We start from the raw sequence: 26,091 nt of genomic DNA on the forward strand, positions 1-26,091 counted from the left end.
GGCCGGCGCGCCGACAATTCCCGGTGCACGGTGCGTTAAGAATCTTATAGGAATTTTCTTAGCGCATTCTGGCATCAGCACAAGCCCCCGGACAAGCTGCCTTCAAGTGCTGGCAGTCCCGCCAGTCGGGAGATGGGGAGGGCAGGCGGGGCGAAGATCGATGCGACCCCGCACATCGCCATTGCCCGGGTCAGGCGGCTTGCTTGCAGGCTCATTCCTCGGCAGCAGGCTCGCTGAAGATATCGCTCAACGCATCGGGCTGGTTCTTGAAGGCGCGGGCGAAGGCGTCGCGGTTCCTGGCCATGAAGATACCGATCTCCTCGACCTGATCCTCCTTCAGCGAAGGCACCGCCTTCTGCAGCACGTCGGCCAGCGTTTCCGCCAGCTCCAGCATCTTGTCGTGCCGGTCGGCCTCTGCCTTATCCATGAACAGGCGCTCCGGATCGCGGCTGCTGCGGTACACCACTTCGACGGCCATTCATCACCTCTGTGCCTTCTCTTTGATTGGGGGGTTCGAAATCACTGTCTATTTATACAGTAAAATGATCGCGCGATGCTACTGCGGCTGTGCGAATCGTTGCCAGCAGCGTAGACGCAGGAAAGGGATGTGCTTGTAGAAGGCCAGTATTGGCGGCGGCCCAAAGCAGTGCGCGCGCCCCGTAGGCGCGCGCAACGCAGCCACGTGACTGGCGCAATGAATCGTCAGTCAGATGGCTCTGTAGGAAGGAATTCTTGCAGAGGGTGCCGTCAGGACGCGATCGGCAGGCCGTTGTCGCCGCGCGTCATGGCAGCCAGCAGCTGCGGCGCCGTGCCGCCTTGCTCGATGGCGATGCCGAAGCGGATGCTCTGGATGAAGCGCTGCAGCTGTTCCGGGTCCTGCAGCTGGGTGTTGCGGATCAGCCGGCGCGCGGCGACTCCTGCCTCGGTGGAGAGGGTCAGGACAATGCTGCCGTCGGGCCGTTCAAGGCTGAAATTGACGCGGTACTGGTCCTGGAAGGCGTCGGTCAGCGTCTGAAAGGGACTTTCCATCACTCGTTCCTGCCTGTTTTGTGGCATGCCCCTGAATGGACTCGGGGCGGGCCGAAAAAGTTCGCAGTCATATTCGCGCAGCCCATCTGTGCCATGACTGCGCAAGATCAATGGCGTAGCACTTGCAGGCTTCACGCCAACAAAGCCTTGTATTGCGGAGAACCGACGAATGAAACAGAACTGGGCCGAGCGCCTGAGCGAGCGGATGCACGGCTGTGCCGAATCCCTGGGTAACCTGCTGGTGGAGGGCTTCCACTACCTGGCGCTGTTCGCCATCGGCGGCACGGTGTTCTGGTCGGCGGCGGTGGCCTTCGGCGAGATGGTCGGCAAGGGGCACGCAAGCATCGACGACATCCTGCTGCTGTTCATCTACCTCGAGCTGGGCGCCATGGTCGGTATCTACTTCAAGACCAACCACATGCCGGTGCGCTTCCTGATCTATGTGGCGATGACCGCGCTGACCCGCCTGATGATCGCCGACATCCAGCACAACCACGTGCCCGACGACGGCATCATCCTGGTCTCGGTTGCCCTGTTGCTGCTGGCGCTGGCGATCCTGGTGGTGCGTTATGCCTCCTCGCGCTTCCCTTCGCCCAGCGGCAAGCTGCGCGGTGGCGAGCACGACCTGATCAGCGACGACGAGCGCTGATCGCCCGGCGGCTTTGATCCAGAGCCGCCGCTCGGCCGGCGGATGCACTACCATCGGTGCATCCGCTGCCTGAGAAGACCACTCCATGAAGGGATGGAAGCTGTTCGCACCCCTGCTGATCCTGGTGATCATCGCCGTTACCCTTTACCTGCGCCTGCACACCCAGCCGCTGCTGCTGCAGGGCGAGGCGGACGCCACCAACGTCATCGTCGCGTCCAAGGCCAAGGGCCGGGTCGAAGTGCTGCATGTGCGGCGCGGTGACGACGTGAAGCAGGGCCAGGTGCTCATATCCCTCAGCAGCCCGGAGCTGCAGGCCCAGCTGGACTCCCTGCGCGCCGCGCGGAACCAGGTGCAGGCGAACCTCGACGAATCCCTGCATGGCACCCGTGAGGAAACCCTGCGGGCCCTGCAGGCCAGTCTGTCCCAGGCGCAGGCCGAGCTGCGCAACGCCGACCTGGAGTACCAGCGCAACGAGGAACTGGCCGGCCGCGGTTTCGTTTCCCAGGCACAGCTGGACCTGTCCCGCCGTGGGCGCGACGTGGCGCGCAACCGCGTCGCCGAAGCCCAGGCCAATCTCGACCAGGGCAACCAGGGCGACCGCGAAGAGCGCCGCCGTGCGCTGGAAGCCGCCGTGCGCAGGGCCGACGCGCAGATACTCGAGCTGCAGGCGCAGACCGATGATCTCAACGTGGTCGCGCCGGTGGACGGCGAGGTCGGGCCGATCCCGGCGGAGCAGGGCGAACTGGTCAATGCCTACAGCCCGTTGCTGACGCTGGTGCGGCTATCCGACAGCTACTTCGTGTTCAACCTGCGCGAAGACATCCTCGCCGATGTGAAGAAGGGCGACGAAGTCTCCATCCGGGTACCGGCGCTCAAGGGCGCTGAAGTGAAATCCCGGGTCGCGTACATCGCGCCGCTCGGTGACTTCGCCACCAAGCGCGCCACCCGCGCCACCGGTGATTTCGACCTGAAGACCTTCGAGGTACGCCTGTATCCGGACCAGCCGGTACAAGGCCTGCGCCCCGGCATGAGCGCGCTGTGGCAGTGGAAGCAGTAAGGCGCAACCTGCTGCGTTTCGCCCAGGCCTTCGGCAGCGAAACGCGGGTCGCCCTGCGCAGCTGGACCATTCACTGGCTCGGCTGGCTCTGGCCGTTGCTGCTGTTCGTGGTGATCAGCGGCGTGTACCAGGCGGGTACGCTGCTGGACATGCCGGTGGCCGTGGTCGATGCCGACCACAGCAGCCTGTCGCGGCGCATCGTCCGCGAGCTGGACGCCGGCTCCCACGCCAAGGTCGAGGTGCTCGGCGGCGGCCTGCAGGAGGGCCTGCGCCGCCTGCGCATGGCCGATGACTATGCGTTGCTCTACATCCCGCGCGACTTCGAGGCGGACGCGCTGTCCGGCCGCCAGCCGGTCGCCGAGCTGTACTACAACTCGCTGTTCTATTCCGCCGGCTTCTACTCGACCCAGGATTTCAGCGGCCTGATGAGTTCGGTCAACGCCGAGCTGCGCCCGCGCCTGGCCACCGGCATGGACCGCGCCGTGCCGGCGCTGGCCAGCATCAGCGTGTCCTATGAAAGCCTGTTCAATGCCAGCGGCAACTACATCTACTTCCAGCAGTTCGCCGCCATCGTGCACCTGCTGCAACTGTTCGTGATCGTCGCCACCGTGCATGTGCTTGCGCGCGAAGCGCCGGAGCTGCGCGCGTCCTCGCCGCACATATTGCGTGCCCAGGCCCTTGGCGCGCGGCTGCTGGGCAAGCTGGCGCCCTACACGTTGCTGTTCAGCACGCTGCTGATGGTCGAGCTGTTCCTGCTGGTGGAGCTCAATGGCGCGCGGATCAACGGCAACCCCTGGTGGATGCTGGCGATCACCATCTGCTACGTGGCGGCAGCGCAGAGTGTCGGGCTGATGCTGTTCATCTTCACCGCCAACCGCTACAGCGCGTATTCCCTGATCGGCCTGCTGATCGGCGTGGCGCAGACCTATTCCGGCGTGCTGCTGCCGGAACTGGCGATGCCGCAGATCGCCCGTGTCATTTCCGAGGCCGAGCCGCTGACCCATACCCTGCACGGCCTGTTCGACCAGTTCCTGCGCAGGGCGCCGGCCGAGTCCGGGCTCTACACCTGCTGCAAGCTGCTGCTCTACCCGCTGATCGCCTACATGATCGCCAAGATGCGCCTGCGCCGGCGCCTCGACCTGAGCCCGGCGTAAGGAGCTGTCATGGAGAACTTCTGGAAGGTCTTCCGCGAATCCCTGAGCGGCATGCTCGGCAAGCCGCTGTGGCTGCTGATGGTGCTGTCCGTGGCGCTGACGACCTTGCCCTACGCCCACCGCACCATGGACGACCTGCCGGTGGCCGTGATCGACATGGACCACAGCGCGGTGTCTCGCGAACTGGTGCGTCAGCTGGATGCCGCGCCGAAGATCGCCACGGTCGGCTACGACCAGTTGCCCGAGGCCCAGCATGACCTGGCCTGGCGCAAGCTGTTCGCCATCGTGGTGATCCCGCTGGACTTCGAGAAGCGCGTGCTGCGCGGCGAGGCGGTGACCGTGCCGATCTTCGGCGACGCCACCAACCGCATGGCCAACGGGCAGATCCAGCAGGACATCAGCGCCACCTACACCGAGCTGTCGCTGCGCTATAACCGCGAACGGCTGATGCGCGGCGGCTTCTCCGAGGTGCAGGCGAATGTACTGCTGCAGCCGGCCATCGGCCAGCTGACCGATCTGTTCAACCCCGGCACCAGCTTCGCCGCCATCGTCCTGCCGGGGCTGGTGACGCTGATCCTGCAGCACAGCCTGCTGCTCTCCTGCACACGGGTGAACCTCAACCTGCGCGGCGGCACCCCGCGCTCGCTGCGCCAGCCGACCTCGACGCGCTTTGGCCGCTACGCCGCGCAATTGCTGATCTGGACGGTGCTGGCGATGCTCTTCTATGTGATCTGGCCGTGGATCATGGGATACCGGCAGACGGCCTCGTTCTTCATGCTGATGGGCCTGGTGCTGCCCTTCCTGCTGGCGGTGATCGCCATGAGCGAGTTCATCGCCGAACTGCTGCCCTCGGAAGAGGCGGTGTACCTGACCATGACCTTCATCACCCTGCCACTGTTCTACATGGCCGGCTTCACCTGGCCGCCCCAGGCCATGCCGCAGTGGGTACAGCTGCTGGCCGACGCGATCCCGTCTACCTGGGCGATCCGCGCCGTGGTGGAAATGAACCAGATGAACCTGCCACTTTCCGCCGTGGCCGACCGCATCCTCATCCTTTTCGCCATGGCGGCGGCCTATGGACTCTTGGGTACACTGATCTACCAGTACCGCAACTGGCGCTGGGACCAGCTCAAGGGCTGGTAAGCTGTCGTTTCGCTATCGAGAAGGAGTTTCGATATGACGATGTTCCGTTCCTGGTTGCTGCTCGGCGCCGCGTTGCTCAGCGGATGCGGCTCCTACCACACCCTGCGCAGCGACGACGTGGCGAAGGCCAGCGACTTGCAATTGAAGGGGACCTATTGCGGAGCCATCCCGCGGGTCTACGGTGGTGTGGTCTGGGATGCCTGTTAGTTGTACGGCGAGCCCCCGGCCCAGAATGGCTACACACCGGCGGCCACACCAGCCAACTACACCTTCGGCCCACCGATCCTGCCGGTGCTGGACATGGCCTTCTCCGGCGTCGTCGATACCCTGGCCTTGCCCTATACCCTGTATCGGCAGAACCGCGATGGCAGCATCGAGCTGCGTCGTGACTGAGCGGAATCCGAACGTCAAGGGAATTGAATGATGCTGACTCGCCTGCTGGTAATCCTTATGACGTTTGCCGGTATTGCCGGTTGTGGATCGACACGAACACTTTCCAGCGACAACGTTGCTCGCGTGGACGATCTGCAGCTCAAGGGAACGGGCTGTGGCGACACACTTCCACGCGTATACGGGGGAGTGGTCTACAACCTTTGCGTGATGAGCGGAGACTCCCATCCCCGTGGAGGACCGCTATACGCCATCGCTCCCATGAACGTACCGATGGCGTTTCTCGACATGGGCGTATCCGCAGTGGCCGATACCCTGACGCTTCCTTACACCCTGTACCGCCAGAACCAGGACGGCGACATTCAGCTGCTTCGCGATTAGGGCCGTCTAGAGTGAGAGTTCCAACCTCCCCGGGAGCTCTCAGATGAACGCATTGAACGGCAAGGTCGCGGTGGTCACCGGCGCGGCGAGCGGCATCGGCAAACAGATCGCCCTGACCCTGGCGCAGGCCGGTGCCGCAGTGGCGATCGCCGACCTGCAGCAGGACGCCGCCCAGCGCGTGGTCGCCGAGATCGAAGCCGCCGGTGGCAAGGCACTGGCGGTGGCCATGGACGTGACCGACGAGCTGGCTGTGGACCGCGGCATCGAGCGGGTAGTCGCCACCTTCGGTGGGCTCGACATCCTCGTCTCCAACGCTGGCATCCAGATCGTCAATCCGTTGCAGGACTACGCCTTCGCCGACTGGAAGAAGATGCTCGCCATCCACCTCGACGGCGCCTTCCTCACCACCCGCGCAGCGCTGCGCCACCTGTACCCGGCCGGGCGCGGCGGTGTGGTGATCTACATGGGCTCGGTGCACTCCCACGAAGCCTCGCCGCTCAAATCCGCCTACGTCACTGCCAAGCACGGTTTGCTCGGCTTGGCCCGTACCCTGGCCAAGGAAGGCGGGCCACACGGCGTGCGCTCCCATGTGGTATGCCCCGGCTTCGTGCGCACACCGCTGGTGGAGAAGCAGATTCCCGAACAGGCGAAGGAGCTGGGCATCAGCGAGGAAGCGGTGGTGAAACAGGTGATGCTCGGCGGGACGGTGGATGGCGAGTTCACCAGCGTGGAGGACGTGGCGCAGACGGTACTGTTCCTGGCCAGTTTCCCCTCGGCGGCGCTCACCGGACAGTCGGTTCTGGTCAGCCATGGTTGGGGCATGCGCTGAGCTGGAGGCGCAAGGACAATGACCCCGTCTCGTAAGGGGACGAGCGGGGTCATTGGGTCGACTTGCTTGCGCCGGCAAGAGCTCTGGTTCACCCGGGGCGTCTGCCTCTGCCGGGTCCGGGCTCGTTGCGTCGGCGCAGGTGTAGATTCCTACATGCCGGTGCTTGGCGATGTAGTGGATTTCCCCTTCGTGGTGTCAGGAGGTTCTTCACTGTAGGAGCTTTCCCGGAACGGTAATCGTGGGATTGGCCGGCATCTACGACCGAAGCGGGTTATGGGAGCGCGCCATGCGCGCCATGCGCGCCATGCGCGCGATCGCGGGCATGGCCTGCTCCTACAGCACTCGTGCAGGATCAGACCGCCTTGGGCAGCGGCGCGAACAGCGCGTCGATGTCCGCGTCGTCCAGCTGCCAGTCGCTGCCCGAGCCGTCGAGGATGCCGGCGGCCAGTGCGGCCTTGTCGCGCTGCAGCAGCTGGATCTTCTCCTCCACCGTGCCACGGGCGATCAGCTTGTAGACGAACACCGGTTTGTCCTGGCCGATGCGGTACGCGCGGTCGCTGGCCTGGTTCTCGGCGGCCGGGTTCCACCAGGGGTCGTAGTGGATCACGGTGTCGGCGGCGGTGAGGTTCAGGCCTACGCCACCTGCCTTCAGGCTGATCAGGAACAGCGGCACGCGGCCTTCCTGGAAATCCTTCACCGGCGCGCGGCGGTCGCGGGTATCACCGGTGAGCAGGGCGTACTCCAGGTTGCGCTCGGCCAGCGCCTCGCCGATCAGTGCGAGCATCGAGGTGAACTGCGAGAACACCAGCACCCGGCGGCCTTCGGCGAGCAGTTCTTCGAGCATGTCGAGCAGGTAGACCAGCTTGCCCGAGGTCACCGCGCGCGCGGATTTGCCGGTGGGCGGCGGGGCTTCCTTGTTCACCAGGCGGATGTCGCAGCAGACCTGGCGCAGCTTGAGCAGCGCCTCGAGGATGATGATCCGGCTGCGCGCCAAGCCACGGCGGGCGATCTCATCGCGCACCTTGCGGTCCAGCGCCAGGCGCACGGTCTCGTAGAGATCGCGCTGTGCCTCGCTGAGCTCGATGTGCTGGATGAACTCGCTCTTGGGTGGCAGTTCCGAGGCCACCTGTTCCTTGGTGCGACGCAGCAGGAACGGGCGGATGCGCGCGGCCAGGTGTGCCAGGCGGCCCTGGTCGCCGTGGCGCTCGATGGGGGTGCGGTAGTCCACGGCGAACTGCCGCGCATCACCCAGCCAGCCCGGCAGCAGGAAGTGGAACAGCGACCACAGCTCGCCCAGGTGATTCTCCAGCGGCGTGCCGGTCAGGCACAGCCGATGGCGCGCCCGCAGGTGGCGTGCGGCCTGGGCGGCCTTGGTGGTGGCGTTCTTGATGTTCTGTGCCTCGTCGAGGATCAGCAGGTGATACTCGTGCTGCGCCAGTTTCTCGGCATCGCGCGGTAACAGGGCGTAGGTGGTGAGGATCAGGTCGTGCTCGGCGATCTTCGCAAATGCCTTGCGCCGCCCGGCGCCATGCAGGGCGAGCACCCGCAGGTCGGGCGTGAAGCGCTCGGCCTCGTCCAGCCAGTTGGGAATGAGGCTGGTGGGCATGATCACCAGCGCCGGGCTGGTCAGGCGCCCGGCCTGCTTTTCCAGCAGCACGTGGGCGAGGGACTGCAGCGTCTTGCCCAGCCCCATGTCGTCGGCAAGGATGCCGCTGGCGTCGACTTCGCGCAGGGTCTGCATCCAGCTCAGGCCTTCGTGCTGGTAGCCGCGCAACTCGGCGTTGAGGCCGGCGGGAATCTGCGCCGGCTGGGCGCGGTAGTCGCGCAGGCGATGGGCGATCTCGCGCAGTTGCTCGCCGCCCTGCCAGGTCAGCGGCAGTTCTTCCAGCTCGGTCAGGCGCGCGGCGTCCGGCGCGCCCATGCGCAGGCGGCGTACCGGTGGCTGTTCCCCGATGTAGAACTCGGACAATGTGCCCAGCATCGGCTTGAGCTTGCCGAACGGCAGCGAGACGCGCAGCGGCCGGTCGGAGGCGGTCTGCCAGGTGTGCACAGGGTTGCGCCCGGCATCCAGGCGCAGCACCAGTTGTTCATCGTCGGAGTGGCGGGCAAGGGCGACCGGGTCGAGCAGCGCCGGCATGCGCCGGATCAGTTCGATCAGCGCCGGCAGCAGGCTGATGCGCCGACCTTCCACTTCGATGCCCAGCTCCAGGTCGAACCACTGGCGGTCGTCGGTTTCCTCGATCTCGGCGTACCAGTTTTCCACCGGCGTGAGGTCGAAGACGAATTCGGGGCGGATATCGATTTCCCAGCCCTGTTCGCGCAGGTGCGGCAGGCCTTCGCGCATGAACTCCTGCCAGGCGCTGTCGTCGGGCAGTTCGAACATTTCCCCGGCACTGTCTTCCAGCGCATCGCTGCGGCGCATCGCCGGTTTGAAGCCCAGCTCGCGAAGGTCCAGGCGCCAGGCGTGTTCCAGTTCCAGCTCGCGGCTGACGCGGACGATCTGGTCATCGCGGAACACCCGGATTTCGCGACCGGAACGCGGCGTGACGCTGCCCGAGACCGGCATATCGCCATACAGGAACGCCAGCGCGGCGCGGTGCCGGGAGATGTTCTGCATGCGTCCGCTGCGCAGGTCGAAGCCGCTGTGCACGTGGCTGCCCAGGGTCAGCCGTGGCCGGGGCGCGAGTTCGTCGCGCTCCACGGCAGGCAGTGGAGATTCGGCGGGTGGCTTCATCCGAGTGTCCTTCCGGCAGTCCAGCCGAGTACGCAAACGCCCGATGATACCGCGATTTTTCTCGGGCGGGACGCGGAAGGAAACCGGCGGTCAGCGGGCGAAGCGTTTTGCCCCCGCAACGCACAGCACAACCGCGACGGTCGCGCCGGCCATCAGCGGGCTGATCTGCTCGTGCAGCAGCAGGCCGGCCAGCGCCAGGCCGAAGAACGGTTGCAGCAGCTGCAGCTGGCCGACCGCGGCGATGCCGCCGGTGGCCAGGCCGTGATACCAGAAGAAGAAGCCGATGAGCATGCTGAACAGCGAGACGTAGCCGAGGCTGATCCAGGCCGGCCAGCTGGCGCCGGTGAAGGTTTCCGGCTGGGTGTACCAGGCCAGCGGCAGCATCAGCGGCAGGGACAGCACCAGCACCCAGCAGATCACCTGCCAGCTGCCCAGGTGGCGCGCGATGCGCCCGCCTTCGGCGTAGCCCAGGCCGCAGACCGCCACGGCGGCGAGCATCAGCAGGTCGCCGGTGAAGTTGCCCGCGCCGCTCTGCGACAGGGCGAAGCCGGCGACGACGGCGCTGCCCAGCAGCGAACAGATCCAGAACGCCGGCCGCGGCTGTTCACCGGCGCGCACCACGCCGAACAGCGCGGTGGCCAGCGGCAGCAGGCCGACGAAGACGATGGCGTGGGCCGAGTTGACGTGCTTGAGCGCCAGCGCGGTGAGCAGCGGAAAGCCCACCACCACGCCGCCGGCGACCACCAGCAGGGGGACCAGGTCCTTGCGCGCCGGCAGTTTCTGCCGCAGCACGATGAGGATCGCCGCCGCCAGCAGGCCAGCGATGCTGGCGCGGGCGAGGGTGAGAAAGGTCGGGTCGAAGTCGGCCACTGCTACCCGCGTCGCCGGCAGTGATCCGCTGAAGATGAGGACGCCGAGGAAGCCACTGAGCCAGCCGCCGAGGTGGCTGTTCGTGGCGAGAGTCTGGGTGTTGTTCATGGTGGGTCTTCCGGCAGGAGAGCGAGCCTGGAGGATGCGCGCGGAGCCGCCGGGCGGCCAGTGACAGAAGGGTACAATTTGCGCAAACTGTCCGTAAATTATCTCGGTACACCTTATCCGGGGGCAAGCGAGGGCGGCATGGGCAGACCAAAGAGCACGCGGGTCGATTCGGTGATGCAGCACGTGCGTGAACGCCTGGCCGTACGGGCGCTGGTGCCCGGTGAGCGGCTACCGTCGATTCGTCAGTTGGCCGAACAGCTGGAAGTGTCCAAGACCACCGTCGTGGAAGCCTATGACCGGCTGGCCGCCGACGGTGTGATCGCCGCGCGCCGGGGTTCCGGCTTCTATGTCGCCGGCCATGCGCCGCCGCTGTCCCTGGCGGATGTCGGTCCGGCGCTGGACCGCAGCATCGATCCGCTGTGGATTTCGAGACAGTCGCTGGAGGCCGCGGATACCTCGCTCAAGCCCGGCTGCGGCTGGCTGCCGCCGTCCTGGCTGCCGGAGGAGGAATTGCGCCGGGCGCTGCGGCAGATTGCCCGCGCGCCGCAATCGAGCCTGCTGGAATACGGCCGCCCCTACGGGCATTCCGGCCTGCGCGAGCAGCTCGCGCGCCGGCTGGCGGACTACGGCGTGCCGGTCGGAGCGCAACAGGTAGTGCTCACCGACAACGGCACCCAGGCCATCGACCTGGTTTGTCGCTTCCTGCTGGAACCGGGCGACTGCGTGCTGGTGGACGACCCCGGCTACTTCAACTTCCAGGCCCTGCTGCGCGCGCATCGCGTGCAGGTGGTGGGCGTGCCCTACACGCCTGCCGGGCCGGACGTTGCTGCCATGGCGACCCTGCTGGAGCAGCACCGCCCGCGCCTGTACATCACCAACTCGGCCTTCCATAACCCTACCGGCGCGGTGCTGTCGCCACTGGTTGCCCATCGCCTGCTGAAGCTCGCGGAGGCCCATGACCTGCTGATCGTCGAGGACGACATCTTCGGCGACTTCGAACATGAGAGTGCGCCGCGCCTGTCGGCCTTCGACGGGCTGGAGCGGGTGATCCAGGTCGGCAGCTTCTCCAAGACACTGTCGGCTTCGGTGCGCTGCGGCTACATCGCCACCCAGCCGGAATGGTGCGAGCGGCTGGTGGACCTGAAGCTGGCGACCAGCTTCGGCAACAGCCCGTTCAGCGCGGAGATGCTCTACGAACTGCTGCGCAAGGGCAGCTATCGCCGCCACCTGGACAGCCTGCGCGGGCGCCTGGCCGATGCCATGGGCGAGACGCTGCTGCGTCTGCGCGCGCTGGATATCCAGCCCTGGCTGGAACCGCGTGGCGGGGTGTTCGTCTGGGCCTGTCTGCCGGATGGGCTGGATGCCGCCGAAGTCTCGCGGGCGGCGCTGGCGGACAATCTGGTGCTGGCGCCCGGCAATGTCTTCAGCCTGAGCCAGAGTGCCGCCGGCTACCTGCGCTTCAACGTCGCCCAGTGCCTGTCGCCCCGCGTCTTCGAGGGGCTGGAGCGGGCCATGGGGCAAGCGCGCAGGCGCTGACAGAAATCGAGCTCAGAACTGGTCGGGTATTCCTTTTCTGCCCGCGAATCCAGAGCGTTTCCCTCTCCGGAAGCCGGCAGAAAAGGCCGCGGGGCAGGGCAATAAGCCCTGGGCCGACTGAAAAGCCTGCGGAAAGCTGAACAGCTGTACAGCAGGATCTGAAAAATACCACCTCACGGTCGAAAAGGTACGGCGAACCACGAACAGGCCAAACCTCTAGGATTATCGATTCAGCACCTCAGGCTCGCGACAGGTGATTCGAGGTGAATCGTTGGATCAGAAGAAGAGGACGCTCTATGGCCGAACCGTGCCAGCTGTACCTGAATGTCGCCATCAGCCGCGCCAGGCTGGAAGATTTCCTGCGTCAGGAGGCAGGATCCGCTGCGCGTTTCGAGGACCTGGATGAATGGCTGGATCGCAATCCCCAGCACCGCGGCGGTTTGACCTGGAGGGAACTGTGCGAACTGGGGCAGGGAACGACGGCGGCGGGCTGGGTGGCTGGCTGGAGCCGGCACCTGCGCTCGCCGGCCTGGAATCATTACGATGACTGGACCCAGACCTGGAGCCTGGGCGTGCTGGAGTTCCGCGACAGCCGGGACTGGATAGTCGGCGTGCTCAACGTGCTGCGGCGTGTAGCGGAGCACAAGGACCTGCCAGGCACGGACTACCTGCTGATCTATGAATACCTCTTTGGCAAGGGCTCGGTAGTGGCCGCTGTCGAACTGACCCCTGGCGCATCCCGAATCCTCCTCGAGCAACCGCCGCCTCGTGTCATGGCCGAAGCCGACATAGTGATGAGTAGGCTGATACGCGCCATGGATGTGACTGCAACCTATGCCGTTCAGCGAATTTCCGACACAGATACTCACAAAAGGCGTTGCTGAGTTCTTTTAATTGAGAATTAGTATCATATAATTCCGCTTTTCAATCGCGTGCCTGGGAACAGCCCGGGCCGCCTTGCCCGTATCCCGTCGAGACTTGCCGTATGACCGGAACCCAGGCTGGCGCCGTTGTCGCCCGCATCCTCAGCGCCGTGGTCGGCGGCTATGCCCTGGCCTATACCGCGACTGCCTTCCTCAGCGTCTACCTGCCGATGTCGAGGCCGGACCGCGTTTCGCTGTCGAGCCTCGCCTGCTTCATCGTCTGGGTCGCGGCGATCCTCTACGCCTTCGGCGCGAAGAGCCCGTGGCGTGCGGTCTGGCTCCCGGTGGCAGTGAGTGTCGTGCTTGGCGTCGCGGCCTTCCTGCCGAGTGGCTACGGAGTGCGTCCATGAGCCTGCGTCAATCGATGTCCGGCCTGCACACCTGGGCCGGGCTGCTGGTCAGCTGGATTCTCTTCGTCGTGCTGTTCTCCGGCACCGTCGCAGTGTTCGACAAGGAGCTCACCCGCTGGATGACCCCGCAGCTGCACAAGCTGGAGCAGGTCAAGGTGGGCGCCGACCAGGTGCGCGAGCTGATCGCCCTGCGCGCGCCCAAGGCCCATGGCTACTGGATGCACCCGCCCACTGAGCGCATGCCGTACTGGACGGCGGGCTGGGAGCCGGCGGACTTCAGTGAGTTCCAGTCCTTCCTGGTGGATGCCCAGAGTGGCGAGGTGCTGCCCAGGACGGTCGGTGGCAACTTCTTCCTCGAACTGCATTACGAACTGCACGGCGGAATCCTCGGCCTCTACGTGGTCGGCGTGGCCGGTGTATTCATGCTGGTGGCACTGGTCAGCGGGGTGATCGTCCACCGGCGCATCTTCAAGGACTTCTTTACCCTGCGCCCGAAAGCTGCCCGGCAGCGCGCGTGGCTGGATGCGCACAACGTGCTGGGCGTGCTCGGCCTGCCGTTCCATCTGCTGATGGCCTACACAGGCCTGGCGATCTTCATCACCTTCTATATGACCGCCGGCATCAAGGTGGCCTACAAGAACGACATGGAGCACTTCTTCCATGACGTGCAGGGCGCCTTCGATCGCGAGGCGCTGGGCAAGCCGGCCAAGGCGACCAAGTCCATCGACAACATGATCCTCAAGGCCCGCGAGGCCTGGGGCGATGACAGCCAGGTCGGCTGGATCAACATCGAGAACCCGGGCGATGCGGCGGCGATGGTGCAGATCCGCAAGGCGATCGACAAGAGCATGGTCAACGACCAGCGTACCGTGTCCTTCGACTCCGGCAGCGGCGCGCTGCTGCACGTGCAGAAGCCCTACAAGCCGGGCTACAAGACCTACGCCTGGCTGACCGGCCTGCACATGGCGCAGTTCGGCAACGAGCTGCTGCGGGTGATGTATTTCGTCCTCGGCCTGGTGGGCTGCGTAATGGTGTTCGGCGGCCTGCAGGTCTGGGTCAGCAAGCGTGAGGGGCGCGGCCATCGTGGCGTTGCGCTGGTGCGTACGCTCAACGGCGCGGTTTGCGGCGGTCTGCCGATCGCCTCCCTCGGCCTGCTGGCGGCATCGCGCCTGCTGCCGGCCGACCTGCTCCAGCGCACCCGCTGGGAAGCCACCGCCTTCGTGGTCATCTGGCTGCTGGCGCTGGCCCACGCGTTGCTGCGCCGTGGCAGTCGCTCCATGGCTCGCGAGCAGTTCGCCGCGCTGGCGTTGCTGCTGCCGGTGCTGAGCCTGTTCGGCCCCGAGCCAGGGCGGGTCACGACGCATGTCGCCAACGGCGACTGGATGATGGTCGGTATCGATCTCGGCCTGCTGCTGATCGGCGGTCTCTGTGCTTTCCTCGGCTGGCGACTGGGACAGGAGCGTGTTGAGCCGACTCGCGCACGCCGCGTCCGTAACGAGGAGTACGCCTGATGCTGCTGGTGTTCGGTCTCAACCTGCTGGCGCTGGCGGCGGCCTGCCTGTCGCTGTCCCGCCATCATCGCGATCTGTTCGGCAGTGCTCCATCGCCGTCCCGCGTGCGCCTGCTGCGGATCGTGGCGTTGGTGGATGGCGTGCTGGCGCTGGCCTATTCGATTCACCGTATGGGCATCGAACTGGGCATCGTCTACTGGGCATGCCTGCTGATGATCGCCTGTGCTGCGCTGGTCCTGCTGCTGGCCTGGCGTCCGCGCTGGGCTTTGCCGACGGCGGCGGCTATGCCGGTGATCGGTGGCCTGCTGGCGGTGCTGGGCTGACGCCGGACTTGCCGGCGTATTCGCTGATGAGCAGTGCAGGACTCAACCTGTAGGAGCGGGCCATGCCCGCGAACCCTGTACCGGCCGGTACACGACCGAATGCCTACTCCTCGAACGCCTGCCGGTATTCCCCTGGCGTCCCGCCTACCACCGATCTGAAGCGGTTGGCGAAGTGGCTGGCACTGGAGAACCCGCAGGCAAGGGCGACCTGGCTCAGCGGCTGGCGGGTGTCGCGCAGCAGGCGCTGCGCCAGGGCCACGCGGCGGGCCAGGACGTACTGGTGCGGTGGCATGCCGAAGCTTTCGCGGAACATCCGCGCGAAGTGGTATTCCGACAGTGCCGTCTGCATCGCCAGCTCGCCGAGGGACAGCGGCTGGTCCAGGCGTTGCTCGATGTAGTCGGCCACGCGCCGGCGCATGGTCGGCGCCAGCCCGCCCTTGAGTTTCAAGCCTTCGCGCATGCCGACCTGGTTCAGCAGCAGGTGATCGATCAGGTCATGGGCCAGCGTACTGGTGCGAATGCGTTCGCCCGGCTCGTGCCAGTCGAGCTTCACCAGCTGGCGGAAGCGCGCGGCCTGCTGCGGGTCATCGAGGAAGGTGCGTTCGTGCAGTTGCAGTTCACGCGGCTCGCGGTCGAGCAGGCGGATGCAGCCGAGCGAGAACTGTTCCTGGCCGATATAGAGGTGGGCCAGGCGGATGTCGCCGTTGACGATCCAGGCCGACTCGGCGCCGGCCGGCATCACGCAGAGCTTGTCGGGCGCCCCAGTGGTGCCGGGGGCGCCACGACGGAAGGTGCCGGTGCCGTCGTTCAGGTAGCAGGACAGTGTGTGGTGGCTCGGCGCGTGGTAGTCGCGGGCGTCGTGGCTGTTGCTCCAGATCGCAGCGGACAGCCCGTCGCCCAGCTCCGCGCAACGCTCCAGGCGGGCGTTGGGCGAGGCGTTCATCGACTGGAAGACTTCGAGCTGCGAAATGGCTGACATGGATGTTCCTCTGTTGCCTTCACTCTACCCGCGCGGGCGCGCCTTGCCAGCCCGGTTGTCGCAATAAGCGCAAGAATCTGCAAGCCGGCGCCGGGAGCGGGCGGGAGACTGTTTCCGTAGGATTTTCGGAGACCGCCATGAACCTCTCGCTCTACCTGCTCACCGTGCTCATCTGGGGCACGACCTGGATCGCCATCAAGTTGCAGGTCGGCGTGGTCGCCATTCCTTTGTCCATCGCCTATCGCTTCAGCCTGGCGGCGCTGGTGCTGTTCGCCCTGCTGCTGGTTTCGCGCCGGTTGCAGCCGTTGGGGCGGCGTGGGCAGGCAATCTGCTTCGCCCAGGGACTGTGCCTGTTCTGCGTGAATTTCCTGTGCTTCTACACCGCCAGCCAGTGGATCCCCAGCGGGCTGGTCGCCGTGGTGTTCTCCACCGCGACGCTGTGGAACGCGCTGAATGCACGGGTTTTCTTCGGCCAGCGGATTGCGCCCAACGTCCTGGGCGGCGGCGCATTCGGTCTGGCAGGGTTGGCGCTGCTGTTCTGGCCGGAGCTGTCCGGGCATCAGGCCTCGCGGGAGACCTTCTACGGCCTGGGGTTGGCGCTGCTCGGCACGCTGTGTTTCTCGGCGGGTAACCTGCTGTCGAGCCTGCAGCAGAAAGCCGGGCTGCGGCCGCTGTCGACCAACGCCTGGGGCATGCTCTATGGCTCGCTGATCCTGCTGGTGATCTGTCTGGTGCAGGGTGTGCCACTGACTTTCGACAGCAGCCCGCAGTACGTCTGGTCGCTGCTGTACCTGGCGATCCCCGGCTCGGTGATCGGCTTCACCGCCTACCTGACGCTGGTCGGGCGCATGGGGCCGGAGCGTGCGGCCTACTGCACCGTGCTGTTCCCGGTGGTGGCGTTGAACGTCTCGGCCTTCGCCGAGGGCTACCAGTGGAGCCTGCCGGCGCTGGCCGGGCTGGGGCTGGTGATGGTGGGTAACGTGCTGGTGTTCCGCAAGCCCAGGCCGGTGTTGCAGCCGGCGCGGGCGTGATGTTCCTCGTAGCTTCGTAGGGCGAACAACGCGCCAGCGTTATCCGCCGCCGAGGTGCCGGCGGATAACCTGTCCCAGGTTATGCGCTCTACGAAAAGCGCATCAGGCTTTCCAGGCCTGCGGATTGACCAGGTTCTTCGGCCGCTCACCGCGCAGGGCGGCTTCGAAGTTGTCCAGCGCGCACTCGGCCATGGCCTGGCGGGTTTCGTGGGTGGCCGAGCCGATATGCGGCAGGGTCACTGCGTTGGGCAAGGCGAACAGCGGCGACTCGGCCAGCGGTTCCTTCTCGTAGACATCCAGGCCGGCGGCGAGGATACGCTTCTCCTGCAGCGCTTCCACCAGCGCGGCTTCGTCGATCACCTGGCCGCGGGCGATATTCACCAGGATGCCGGTGGGCTTCATCAGCTCCAGCTCACGCTTGCCGATCAGCTTGCGGGTCTTGTCCGACAGCGGTACCACCACACAGACGAAATCCGCCTCGCCCAGCAGTTCCTCGAAACCGCAGAAGCGCGCGCCGAACGCCTGTTCCAGCTCCGGCTTGCGGCTGTTGCCGTGGTAGAGGATGTCCATGTTGAAGCCGAAGTGGCCGCGACGGGCGATGGCCGCGCCGATGCGGCCCAGGCCGAGGATGCCGAGCTTCTTGCCGTGCACGTCGACGCCGAAGTGCTGGGCGTCCACGGTGCGCTTCCACTGCCCGGCCTTGGTCCAGGCGTCCAGCTCGGCGGTGCGCCGGGCGGCGGCCATGATCAGGGCGAAGCCCAGGTCGGCGGTGGTTTCGGTCAGCACGTCCGGGGTGTTGGTCAGCGGGATGCCGCGCTGGTTCAGGTAGTTCAGGTCGTAGTTGTCGTAGCCCACCGAGACGCTGGAAATGACTTCCAGCTGGGCGGCCTGGGCCAGTTGCTTCTCGCCCAGCGGGCGGCCGACGCCGATCATGCCGTGGGTGGTCGGCAGGGCAGCGGCCAGCTGCGCGTCGACATCGCCCTGCTTGGGGTCGAGCACGGTGACGTTGAACTGGCTGCGCAGGCGGTCGAGGTGTTCCGCGGCAAGGCGGCTGAAGACGAACACATTCTTTTTCATGGCTCTCGGACGGCAGGGAGGCGGAGGGGGCTTAACCCTACCATTGCCGAGCCAGAGCGGCGCAAGGCCTGCGTGCGCGCCGGGCGATTATCGAACGTGGGGTGGTGTGCGGCGGGGAAGAAGATGGGTTCGCGGGCAAGCTCACTGAACACCGGGGTAAGGAGTTACACAGTGAGCTTGCCCGCGAAACACGACAAAAAGGGTGGTCAGGGTCCCACATCGGCGAGCCCGGCGCCATCGGCCTGGAGCACACCGGGGAGATTTTCTCGCAGGTACGCGACCCAGGTCTTGATCTTTGCGTCCAGATACTGTCGCGACGGGTACAGCGCATAGACGTTGAGTATCTGCAGTTTGTAGTGCGGCAGCACGCGCACCAGCGAGCCGTCGCGCAGGCCGTCGATGGCCGAGTAGACGGGCAGGGCGCTGATGCCCATGCCCGAGCCGATGGCCTCGGTCATGGCATCGCCGACGTTCACCTGGAAGGGCGAGGGGCCGAGGGTGATCATTTCCTGGCCGTTGGGGCCGTCGAACAGCCACTTGTCCAGCGGCAGCACCGGGCTGATCAGGCGCAGGCAATCGTGGTCCATCAGCTCCGTCGGGGTTTTCGGCGTGCCGCGCCGGGCCAGGTAGTCGGGCGAGGCGCAGAGGATGCTGTAGGTCTCGCCGATACGCTGGGATACCAGGCCCGAGTCGGGCAGTTCGGAGGCAACCACGATGGCCACGTCAAACCCCTCGTCGAGCAGGTCCGGCACGCGGTTGGCCATGGTCAGCTCGAAGGTCACGTCCGGGTGCAACTGGCGGTAGTTGGCGATGGCGCGGATCACGTAGTGCTGGCCGATGCCGGTCATCGAGTGTACGCGCAGGCGGCCGGCGGGGCGGGCATGGGCGTCGCTGGCCTCGGCTTCGGCTTCCTCGACGTAGGCGAGAATCTGCTCGCAGCGCAGCAGGTAGCGCTGGCCAGCCTCGGTGAGGGCGATCCGCCGGGTGGTGCGGTTGAGCAGGCGGGTCCGCAGGTGGGACTCCAGATTGGCGACCGCGCGGGATACGTAGGCGGTGGTGGTGTTCAGCTGCTGTGCGGCGGCGGTGAAACTGCCGGTTTCCGCGACACAGGCGAACGCACGCATGGTCTGCAGTGTGTCCATTGGGGCCTCGTCAGTGGGGCGTCTGTCCCGGGTGGCGACGCAGTGAAGCGATACGTCGTCGCCGGCAGCATGTCCTTGATGGGTGGCAATGCGCGGAGCAGAGCGGGGGCGGCCTATTGTCACATGGATGGCGACACACATTGTTTCATTATCGGTAATAAACAATCACAAATCAGCCGGCTTATCCGTTCCCTTCCCCATCCCTAGAATTCAATCGCCGCCATTGGCTTTGCCGGCATCTCCACGCTTAAAAGCCCCACGCTGAAAAGCTAGACCACTTCCAGGACCTCCACCGTGTCGCGTCACCTCATGAAAGGACTGACGTTCGTCGGCTCCTTTGTCATTTTTTCAACAATCGCCGGATGTATCAGCACCAACGGCATCGCCCCGCAGGAACAACGCCTGGGCGACACCGAGCTGGCCACCGACGCCGCCATCGCGCACGCCAACCAGGAAGCTGGCTGGCCGGCCGAGCAGTGGTGGCGCGCCTATGGCGATCCGCAGTTGAATGCCTGGGTGCAGACCGCGCTGGAGGGCAGCCCGACCCTGGCCCAGGCCGAGGCGCGGGTGCGCATGGCCATGGCCATGGCCGGCATCGCCGAGTCCGCCGAGTCGCCGCAGATCGGCGTGGACGCTTCGCTGACCCGCCACCGCTGGCCGACCGACTATTTCTACGGCCCGGGCGATCTGGCCGACAGCACCACGTTCAACAACAACGCCGCCCTGGGCTTCAATTATTCGCTGGACCTCTGGGGCCGCGAGCGCAGCAACACCGAGCGCTACGTGAACATCGCCAAGATGACTGCCGCCGAGGCGCGCATGGCCCAGCTGGAGCTGGAGGGCAATATCGTCCGCGCCTACATCCAGCTGTCGCTGCAGTACGCCAAGCTGGACATCGGCAAGGCCATGCTGGCGCAGCAGCAGGGCATCCTGGCCCTGGCCCAGCGCCGCCTCGACGGTGGCATCGGCACGCACTTCGAAGTCAGCCAGGCGGAAGTCCCGCTGCCGGAAACCGAACGCAAGATCGAGGCGGTGGACGAGGAAATCCAGCTCACCCGCAACCAGATCGCTGCCCTGGCCGGCAAGGGCCCCGGCGCCGGTACCTCGATCCAGCGGCCGAGCCTGAAGCTCGCCGAAGGGCCGGGGCTGCCGAGCAAGCTGCCGATGGAATTGCTCGGCCACCGCCCGGACGTGGTCGCCAGCCGCTGGAAAGTCGCTGCGCAAGCCAAGGGTGTGGATGTCGCCCGCGCCGAGTTCTACCCCAACGTCGACCTGGTCGCGAGCATCGGCTACAGCGCCGTCGGTGGCGGCGTGCTGGAGTTCCTCAACGCCGAGAAATTCACCTACGGCGTCGGCCCGGCCATCTCCCTGCCGATCTTCGACGGCGGGCGTCGCCGTTCGCAGCTGAGCCAGGAATCCGCCGGCTATGATGCCGCCGTGGCGCAGTACAACCAGACCCTGGTCAACGCCCTCAAGGGCATCTCCGACCAGTTGATCCGCATGCACTCCATGGAGCTGCAGGAAGGCTTCGCCGCCAAGTCCGTGGCCTCGGCCCAGCGCACCTACGACATCGCCACCAAGGCGTACCGTGGCGGCCTGACCGACTACCTCAACGTGCTCAACGCGCAGACCCGGCTGTTCCAGCAGCAGTTGGTGGAGCAGCAGGTGCGCGCCGCGCGCCTGGCTACCCATGCCGGCCTCGTCGTCGCCCTGGGCGGCGGCCTGATGGACAAGCAGGAAGGCCCGAAAGAGGCGAAGATGGTCCCCGAGACCGTCGACGTCCGCGCGGCCAGCGAGCGCTGAGATGGCCGGCGATTCCTTCAACGGCAGCACCGCCACCCGCCAGCTGGCGCCGCTGGACGCCCTGCGTCGGGCGCTGCTGGAGTGGGGCCGCAGTGACGGCGTCACCTGGGTGTACATCGCCAAGGTGCTGCTCGCCGCGCTGCTGACCCTGTGGCTGGCGATGCGCCTGGAACTGCCGCAGCCGAGCACGGCGACCATCACCGTGTTCATCGTCATGCAGCCGCAGAGCGGCCAGGTGTTCGCCAAGAGCTTCTACCGGATTCTCGGCAGCCTGGTCGGGCTGACCGTGATGGTCGCGCTGATCGCCATCTTCGCCCAGCAGCGTGAGCTGTTCCTGCTCGTCTCGGCGCTGTGGATCGGCCTGTGCACCGTCGGCGCTGCGCGCTACCGAGACTTCCGCTCCTACGCCTGCGTCCTCGCCGGCTATACCGCCACGCTGATCGGCCTGCCTGCCACCCTGCATCCGGAAGCCGCGTTCATGTCGGCCATCTGGCGTGTGCTGGAAATCAGCCTCGGCATCCTCTGTTCCATGGTGGTCAGCGCCACGCTGTTCCCGCAGACCTCCAGCACCGCCATGCGCAGTGCGCTGTACCAGCGTTTCGGCGCCTTCGCCGGCTTCGTCCTGGACAACCTCGGCGGCGGCGAGCGGCCGAAGTTCGAGGCCGCCAACGTGGCCTTCGCCTCCCAGGCCGTGGGCCTGGAAGCGCTGCGCAGCGTTACCCGTTTCGAAGACCCGCACATGCGTCTGCGTTCCGGCCGCCTGTCGCGCCTGAACAACGAGTTCATGGTCCTCACCACCCGCTACCACGCGCTGCACCAGTTGCTCTCGCGCCTGCGTGCGCAGGAAGCCGAGGCCGTGCTGCGTGCGCTGCAGCCGTGCCTGGACGAACTCGCCCAGGTGCTCGCCCCGTGGCGCGGCCAGTCGGTCACCGACCGCGACGCCGAGCGCCTCGCCGCCCAGCTGGAAAGCCACCGCACGCGGATGATGCAACGCATCCGCTCCGGTCGCGCGCAACTGCTGGATGAGCAGGACGATCCGTCCGCGCTGCTGGACTACAACACCGCCGGCGAGCTGCTCTACCGCCTGGCCGACGACCTCTACAACTACGCCCTGACCCACGCCTCCCTGGCCGCGCACAAGCACGAAAGGGAGAACTGGAAACACGGCTTCTCGCCCAAGGCCAACCTGGTTGCCTCGCTGGTGGCCGGCGGGCGCACCGCGCTGATGGTGCTGGTGTTCGGCATCTTCTGGATCGAGACCGCCTGGCCCAGCGGCAGTACCTTCGTGCTCAACGCCGCCGCCGTCGCCGCGCTGGTATCGGCTGCGCCGGACCCGGCGAAGATGGCCATGCAGATGGCCGTGGGCACCTTCTTCGCGGCCATCCTCGGCTTCTCGGAAACCTTCTTCGTGTTCCCGCACCTGGACGGCTTCCCGCTGCTGGCCTTCGCCCTGGCGCCGGTGTTCGCGGTGGGCGCGTTCTTCTCGATCAAGCCCAAGTACGCCGGCTACGGCCTGGGCCTGCTGGTGTTCTTCAGCTTCGGGGCAATTCCGGCAAACCTCACCGTCTACGATCCGGGCCGCATGCTCAACGAGTACATCGCCCTGGTGATCTCGCAGAGCCTGGCGGCCGTGGTCGCCGCGGTGATCATGCCGCCGACCAGCGCCTGGCTGTGGCGCCGCCTGGAGAAGGACCTGCGCCTGCGCGTGGTGGAAGCCATCAGCGGCAAGCTCGACGGCCTCGTCTCGTCCTTCGAGAGCGGCACCCGCGACCTGCTCAACCAGGCTTACGGCGTCGCCGCGCGCAGCCCGCTGATGCAACGCCGCCTGCTGCGCTGGACCTTCGTGGTGCTGGAGATCGGCCATTCGATCATCGAGTTGCGCGTCGAGCAGGAGAACCTGCCAGACGAGGCCTGCTACGCGCAATCGTCGCCCTGGCGGCAGTCGATTCGCGCCATGGGCCGCGCGCTGATCCGCCTGTTCGTCAAACCCGGGCAGGCCAATCGCGAGCGCGCCCTGGCCGCCGTCGAGCAGGCCATCGACTGCGTCAGGACCACCGACGAGCCTCGCGCCCCGGACTTCGAAAGCTCGCCGCTGCGCCGCGTGCTCAGCTACCTGCACTTCATCCGCAGCAGCCTGCTCGACCCGCAGTCGCCGCTGCGCGATGGCGAAACCTCTTCTGGAAGATCGACCCATGTTGCCTGACCTGCCCCGCGAGATCGCGTTCCACGGGGTCTACATGCCGACCCTGACCCTGATGTTCCTCGTTGCCGCGGTGATCTGCTGGGGCATCGACCGCATCTTCGCCTCCATCGGCCTGTACCGCTTCACCTGGCACCCGGCGCTGTTCCGCGTGTGCCTGTTCGCCTGCCTGTTCGGCGGCCTGTCTCTCACTATCTATAAGTAACGAGCGTGCACCCATGACTCTCAAATCCATCATCAGCCTGCTGGCGACCCTGATCATCCTGGCGGTCGCCGCGTTGATCGGCCGCGCCCTCTGGGTGAATTACATGGATACGCCCTGGACCCGCGACGGCCGGGTGCGCGCCGACATCATCAACGTCGCCGCCGACGTCTCCGGCGTGGTGGTCGACGTGCCGGTGCGCGACAACCAGCAGGTGAAGAAGGGCGACCTGCTGATGCAGATCGATCCGGACCACTACCAGATCGCCGTGAAGCAGGCCCAGGCCCTGGTCGACTCGCGCAAGGCCACCCTGCAGATGCGCCTGCTCAACGCCAAGCGCCGCCGCGCCATGGACGAGGAAGTCGTCTCCCGCGAGAGCCTGGACGACGCCAGCAATACCGCCGCCGCCTCCGAGGCCGACTACCAGCAGGCCCTGGCCGCGCTGGACGCCGCCAAGCTGAACCTGGAACGCACCCAGGTGCGGGCCTCGGTAGACGGCTACGTGACCAACCTCAACGTGCACCGTGGCGACTACGCCCGCGTGGGCGAGGCGAAGATGGCCGTGGTCGACGAGAACTCCTACTGGATCTACGGCTACTTCGAAGAGACCAAGCTGCCGCACATCCGCGTCGGTGACCCGGCCGAGCTGCAACTGATGAGCGGCGAGCGCCTGAAGGGCCATGTCGAGAGCATCGCCCGCGCCATCTACGACCGCGACAACCCGGAAAGCCGCGAGCTGGTGGCCGACGTCAATCCGACCTTCAACTGGGTGCGCCTGGCCCAGCGCGTGCCGGTGCGCATCCACATCGACGACGTGCCCGAAGGCGTCCTGCTGGCAGCGGGCATCACCGCCACGGTGATCGTCAACCCGCAGAGCCGCAACGCGGAACACTCCGACGGCGCGGCTGCGCAGTGATCTGAGTGGATGAATGAAAACGGGAGCCTCGGCTCCCGTTTTCGTTTCTTGGTGCCGCCTTTACACCACACCGGCCACGGCGCCCTGTTCCGAGACCCCGGCGACGGCCAGTGCCCGATGCAGGGTGGGCAGGATGTTCCGGTGGCCGATGATGCGCGCCACGTTGTGGCGCTTCATGTCGGCCCGCAGGAAGCGGTTGGCGCGGCCGAACACCAGGGTCACACCCTGTTTGCGCAGGCGCTCGCAGAGATCGGCCAGCGAACGCGCGGCGGAGTAGTCCAGCCCGGTGATGGCGCCGGCATCCACCACGAACCAGCGCAATCCGGCGGGTGCCCGCTCCACCAGGGCGATGACCTGCTGGGTGAAGAAGCTGTCGTTGGCGTAGAACAGGTCGGCGCCGAAGCGATAGACGATCAGCCCAGGCGCCGTCTGCTTGCCGATCTGTACCGGCACCGGTAGCCAGCGTCCGTCGGCGTCCGGTTCCAGCATCAGGGTGTGCGGGCGGTAGCTGCGGCGTACGTGATGCGCCAGCGATAGGGCCATGGCCAGCAGGATGCCCTGCTCGACTCCCACCAACAGCACGGTGGCGGCCGTGAGCAGGGCCATGCGGAATTCCAGCGGGCTTTCCGTGCGCATGGCCAGCAGGGTCTTCAGGTCGATCAGGCCGATCGCGATGGTGAACACCACGGCGGCCAGCACGCAGTGCGGCAGGTACTGCAGCCACTGGCAGAGAAACAGCGCCACCAGGGCCACGATCAGGGCGAAGCTGAGTTGCGCCACCTGGCTGCGCGAGCCGCCCTGTTCGGCCATGGCTGTCTGGGTCGGGCTGCCGTTGACCACGAAGGTGCCGCTGAAGGCAGCTGCCGTGTTGGCGGCCGCCAGTCCGAGGATGTTGGCGTTCTCGTCGTCGCACTCGCTGTGGCGGTCGGCGTAGACGCGGGCGGCTGCTGAACTCTGGGCGACGATCATGATGAAGCAGGCGCCGGCGATCGGCAGCAGCTCCCGAACATCACGCCAGCCCAGCGCGGGCAGCGACAGGCTTGGCAGGCCTCCGGCAATCGGGCCGAGCACGCTGATACCGTGCCCGGCAAAGTCGAAGGCGGCGCTGGCGGCAATGCAGCCGACCATGGCCAGCAAGGGGAGCGGCCAGTTGGGCAGCCATTGCCTGGCCGCCAGCAGGAGCGCTACCAGTGAGACTGCGATGGCGGCGGTGGGGAGATGCGCCTGGCCGATATGGCCGGCAAGGAACACGGCTTTCTCGCCGGCCGTCGAAGCGGGCACGACGATACCCAGCATGTCACCGCCCATCGACAGCGCTACCTGTGCACCGACGCCGACCAGAAAGCCGGTCAGTGCCGTGCGCGACAGGAAGTCGGCGAGAAAGCCCAGCCTGAGCAGCCGGGCGATCAGCAGCATGCCGGCGGTCAGCAGCGCGACCGTGCCGGCCAGGGCGATGTACTGCGGGCTGCCAACGGGTGCCAGGCTGGCGAGATGGCCGGAGAAGATAGTCGCGGTGGCCGAATCCGCCGCGACCACCAGATGCCGCGAGGAGCCTACGAAGGCGAAGGCCAGCAGCGGCAGCAGCGCGGTGTACAGCCCGGTGACTGCCGGCATCCCGGCGATGCGTGCGTATCCGAGCAGTTGGGGGATGTCCATCGCCGCCAGCGAGATACCGGCCAGCGCGTCGCGCAGCGCGCCTTTGCGGGTAATGGGGCGAATGCCCTGGAGTAGTTTCACGGGAGACGCCATGGTGC

General features: G+C 66.3%; 26 protein-coding genes. 18 read left to right on the forward strand and 8 right to left on the reverse strand.

The annotated features are described in order from the left end of the window. Positions 1-211 precede the first annotated feature (211 nt). Both IB273_RS09415 and IB273_RS09420 read right to left on the reverse strand, forming a co-directional pair. Positions 212-478 carry a YebG family protein gene (locus tag IB273_RS09415; protein ID WP_081516223.1) on the reverse strand — a complete coding sequence of 89 codons (267 nt, stop codon included), beginning with the start codon at positions 476-478 and terminating at the stop codon, positions 212-214. A gap of 269 nt (positions 479-747) precedes the next feature. Beyond that, a complete protein-coding gene (locus IB273_RS09420) occupies positions 748-1,029 on the reverse strand; it encodes a DUF3509 domain-containing protein (RefSeq protein WP_151188210.1) in 282 nt (93 codons plus the stop codon). 169 nt (positions 1,030-1,198) lie between these two features. Between IB273_RS09420 and IB273_RS09425 the strand changes: the two genes are divergently transcribed. The 8 genes from IB273_RS09425 to IB273_RS09455 all read left to right on the forward strand — a co-directional run bounded on the left by IB273_RS09425 (position 1,199) and on the right by IB273_RS09455 (position 6,632). Beyond that, complete coding sequence (locus IB273_RS09425) at positions 1,199-1,678, forward strand: phosphate-starvation-inducible protein PsiE (protein WP_081516221.1); 480 nt, start codon at positions 1,199-1,201, stop codon at positions 1,676-1,678. A gap of 85 nt (positions 1,679-1,763) precedes the next feature. Next, complete coding sequence (locus IB273_RS09430) at positions 1,764-2,735, forward strand: HlyD family secretion protein (RefSeq protein WP_081516220.1); 972 nt, start codon at positions 1,764-1,766, stop codon at positions 2,733-2,735. After that, on the forward strand, positions 2,717-3,889 hold the full coding sequence (locus IB273_RS09435; protein ID WP_192223936.1) for an ABC transporter permease: 1,173 nt from the start codon (positions 2,717-2,719) through the stop codon (positions 3,887-3,889). The genes IB273_RS09430 and IB273_RS09435 overlap by 19 nt, the downstream gene beginning before the upstream one ends. Before the next feature lie 9 nt (positions 3,890-3,898). Then, positions 3,899-5,032 (forward strand): ABC transporter permease, encoded by a 1,134-nt coding sequence (locus tag IB273_RS09440; protein WP_081516218.1) that lies wholly within the window; start codon positions 3,899-3,901, stop codon positions 5,030-5,032. 33 nt (positions 5,033-5,065) lie between these two features. After that, on the forward strand, positions 5,066-5,239 hold the full coding sequence (locus IB273_RS31915) for a hypothetical protein (protein WP_412548071.1): 174 nt from the start codon (positions 5,066-5,068) through the stop codon (positions 5,237-5,239). Further along, positions 5,240-5,425, forward strand: coding sequence for a YceK/YidQ family lipoprotein (locus IB273_RS31920; protein ID WP_412548072.1), 186 nt, complete (start codon positions 5,240-5,242; stop codon positions 5,423-5,425). A 30-nt stretch (positions 5,426-5,455) separates the two neighbouring features. After that, entirely contained in the window at positions 5,456-5,803 is a 348-nt protein-coding gene (locus IB273_RS09450; RefSeq protein WP_225610148.1) for a YceK/YidQ family lipoprotein, read from the forward strand. A gap of 43 nt (positions 5,804-5,846) precedes the next feature. Beyond that, complete coding sequence (locus tag IB273_RS09455; protein WP_081516215.1) at positions 5,847-6,632, forward strand: 3-hydroxybutyrate dehydrogenase; 786 nt, start codon at positions 5,847-5,849, stop codon at positions 6,630-6,632. A gap of 352 nt (positions 6,633-6,984) precedes the next feature. Here IB273_RS09455 and IB273_RS09460 read toward each other — a convergent pair whose 3' ends face one another. Both IB273_RS09460 and IB273_RS09465 read right to left on the reverse strand, forming a co-directional pair. Next, positions 6,985-9,015, reverse strand: a complete 2,031-nt coding sequence (locus IB273_RS09460; RefSeq protein ID WP_139791481.1) for a DEAD/DEAH box helicase — start codon at positions 9,013-9,015, stop codon at positions 6,985-6,987. A 441-nt stretch (positions 9,016-9,456) separates the two neighbouring features. Next, positions 9,457-10,344, reverse strand: coding sequence for a DMT family transporter (locus tag IB273_RS09465; protein ID WP_081516213.1), 888 nt, complete (start codon positions 10,342-10,344; stop codon positions 9,457-9,459). A 138-nt stretch (positions 10,345-10,482) separates the two neighbouring features. On the opposite strand from IB273_RS09465, the gene IB273_RS09470 reads away from it, so the two are divergent. From IB273_RS09470 to IB273_RS09490, 5 genes are all read left to right on the forward strand, one after another. Then, positions 10,483-11,880 carry a PLP-dependent aminotransferase family protein gene (locus IB273_RS09470; protein WP_192223938.1) on the forward strand — a complete coding sequence of 466 codons (1,398 nt, stop codon included), beginning with the start codon at positions 10,483-10,485 and terminating at the stop codon, positions 11,878-11,880. 296 nt (positions 11,881-12,176) lie between these two features. Continuing rightward, a complete protein-coding gene (locus IB273_RS09475) occupies positions 12,177-12,764 on the forward strand; it encodes a hypothetical protein (RefSeq protein ID WP_081516211.1) in 588 nt (195 codons plus the stop codon). 101 nt (positions 12,765-12,865) lie between these two features. Next, the gene (locus IB273_RS09480; protein ID WP_081516210.1) at positions 12,866-13,153 is read left to right on the forward strand and encodes a DUF3649 domain-containing protein; all 288 of its coding nucleotides are present in this window, start codon (positions 12,866-12,868) and stop codon (positions 13,151-13,153) included. Next, entirely contained in the window at positions 13,150-14,664 is a 1,515-nt protein-coding gene (locus IB273_RS09485) for a PepSY-associated TM helix domain-containing protein (RefSeq protein WP_192223939.1), read from the forward strand. Before IB273_RS09480 ends, IB273_RS09485 begins: the two co-directional genes overlap by 4 nt. Next, positions 14,664-14,987, forward strand: coding sequence for a DUF3325 domain-containing protein (locus tag IB273_RS09490; protein ID WP_192223940.1), 324 nt, complete (start codon positions 14,664-14,666; stop codon positions 14,985-14,987). Before IB273_RS09485 ends, IB273_RS09490 begins: the two co-directional genes overlap by 1 nt. Positions 14,988-15,090: 103 nt before the next feature. On the opposite strand, the gene IB273_RS09495 is transcribed toward IB273_RS09490, so the two are convergent. Then, positions 15,091-15,966 (reverse strand): helix-turn-helix domain-containing protein, encoded by an 876-nt coding sequence (locus tag IB273_RS09495; protein ID WP_081516207.1) that lies wholly within the window; start codon positions 15,964-15,966, stop codon positions 15,091-15,093. Positions 15,967-16,103: 137 nt separating this feature from the next. Between IB273_RS09495 and IB273_RS09500 the strand changes: the two genes are divergently transcribed. Then, positions 16,104-16,997, forward strand: coding sequence for a DMT family transporter (locus IB273_RS09500; RefSeq protein WP_081516206.1), 894 nt, complete (start codon positions 16,104-16,106; stop codon positions 16,995-16,997). 102 nt (positions 16,998-17,099) lie between these two features. Here the strand turns inward: IB273_RS09500 and IB273_RS09505 are convergent, their stop codons facing one another. Further along, positions 17,100-18,074 (reverse strand): 2-hydroxyacid dehydrogenase, encoded by a 975-nt coding sequence (locus tag IB273_RS09505; RefSeq protein WP_192223941.1) that lies wholly within the window; start codon positions 18,072-18,074, stop codon positions 17,100-17,102. 206 nt (positions 18,075-18,280) lie between these two features. Next, complete coding sequence (locus tag IB273_RS09510; RefSeq protein ID WP_081516204.1) at positions 18,281-19,216, reverse strand: LysR family transcriptional regulator; 936 nt, start codon at positions 19,214-19,216, stop codon at positions 18,281-18,283. Positions 19,217-19,525: 309 nt separating this feature from the next. Here IB273_RS09510 and IB273_RS09515 point away from each other — a divergent pair, with 309 nt between their 5' ends. The 4 genes from IB273_RS09515 to IB273_RS09530 are packed head-to-tail and all read left to right on the forward strand — an operon-like array spanning position 19,526 to position 24,337. Further along, positions 19,526-21,019, forward strand: coding sequence for an efflux transporter outer membrane subunit (locus tag IB273_RS09515; RefSeq protein WP_081516203.1), 1,494 nt, complete (start codon positions 19,526-19,528; stop codon positions 21,017-21,019). A gap of 1 nt (position 21,020) precedes the next feature. Beyond that, positions 21,021-23,222: an FUSC family protein gene (locus tag IB273_RS09520; protein WP_081516202.1), complete on the forward strand. Its 2,202-nt coding sequence runs from the start codon at positions 21,021-21,023 to the stop codon at positions 23,220-23,222. Position 23,223: 1 nt separating this feature from the next. Then, positions 23,224-23,424: a DUF1656 domain-containing protein gene (locus IB273_RS09525; RefSeq protein WP_081516439.1), complete on the forward strand. Its 201-nt coding sequence runs from the start codon at positions 23,224-23,226 to the stop codon at positions 23,422-23,424. Between the two features lie 13 nt (positions 23,425-23,437). Next, entirely contained in the window at positions 23,438-24,337 is a 900-nt protein-coding gene (locus tag IB273_RS09530) for an HlyD family secretion protein (protein ID WP_081516201.1), read from the forward strand. A gap of 60 nt (positions 24,338-24,397) precedes the next feature. Here the strand turns inward: IB273_RS09530 and IB273_RS09535 are convergent, their stop codons facing one another. Next, positions 24,398-26,074, reverse strand: coding sequence for a SulP family inorganic anion transporter (locus IB273_RS09535; protein WP_318652475.1), 1,677 nt, complete (start codon positions 26,072-26,074; stop codon positions 24,398-24,400). Between the last annotated feature and the right edge of the window lie 17 nt (positions 26,075-26,091).

Origin of the sequence: Pseudomonas sp. PDM19 (assembly GCF_014852215.1) — a bacterium.
Classification (GTDB): Bacteria; Pseudomonadota; Gammaproteobacteria; order Pseudomonadales; family Pseudomonadaceae; genus Pseudomonas.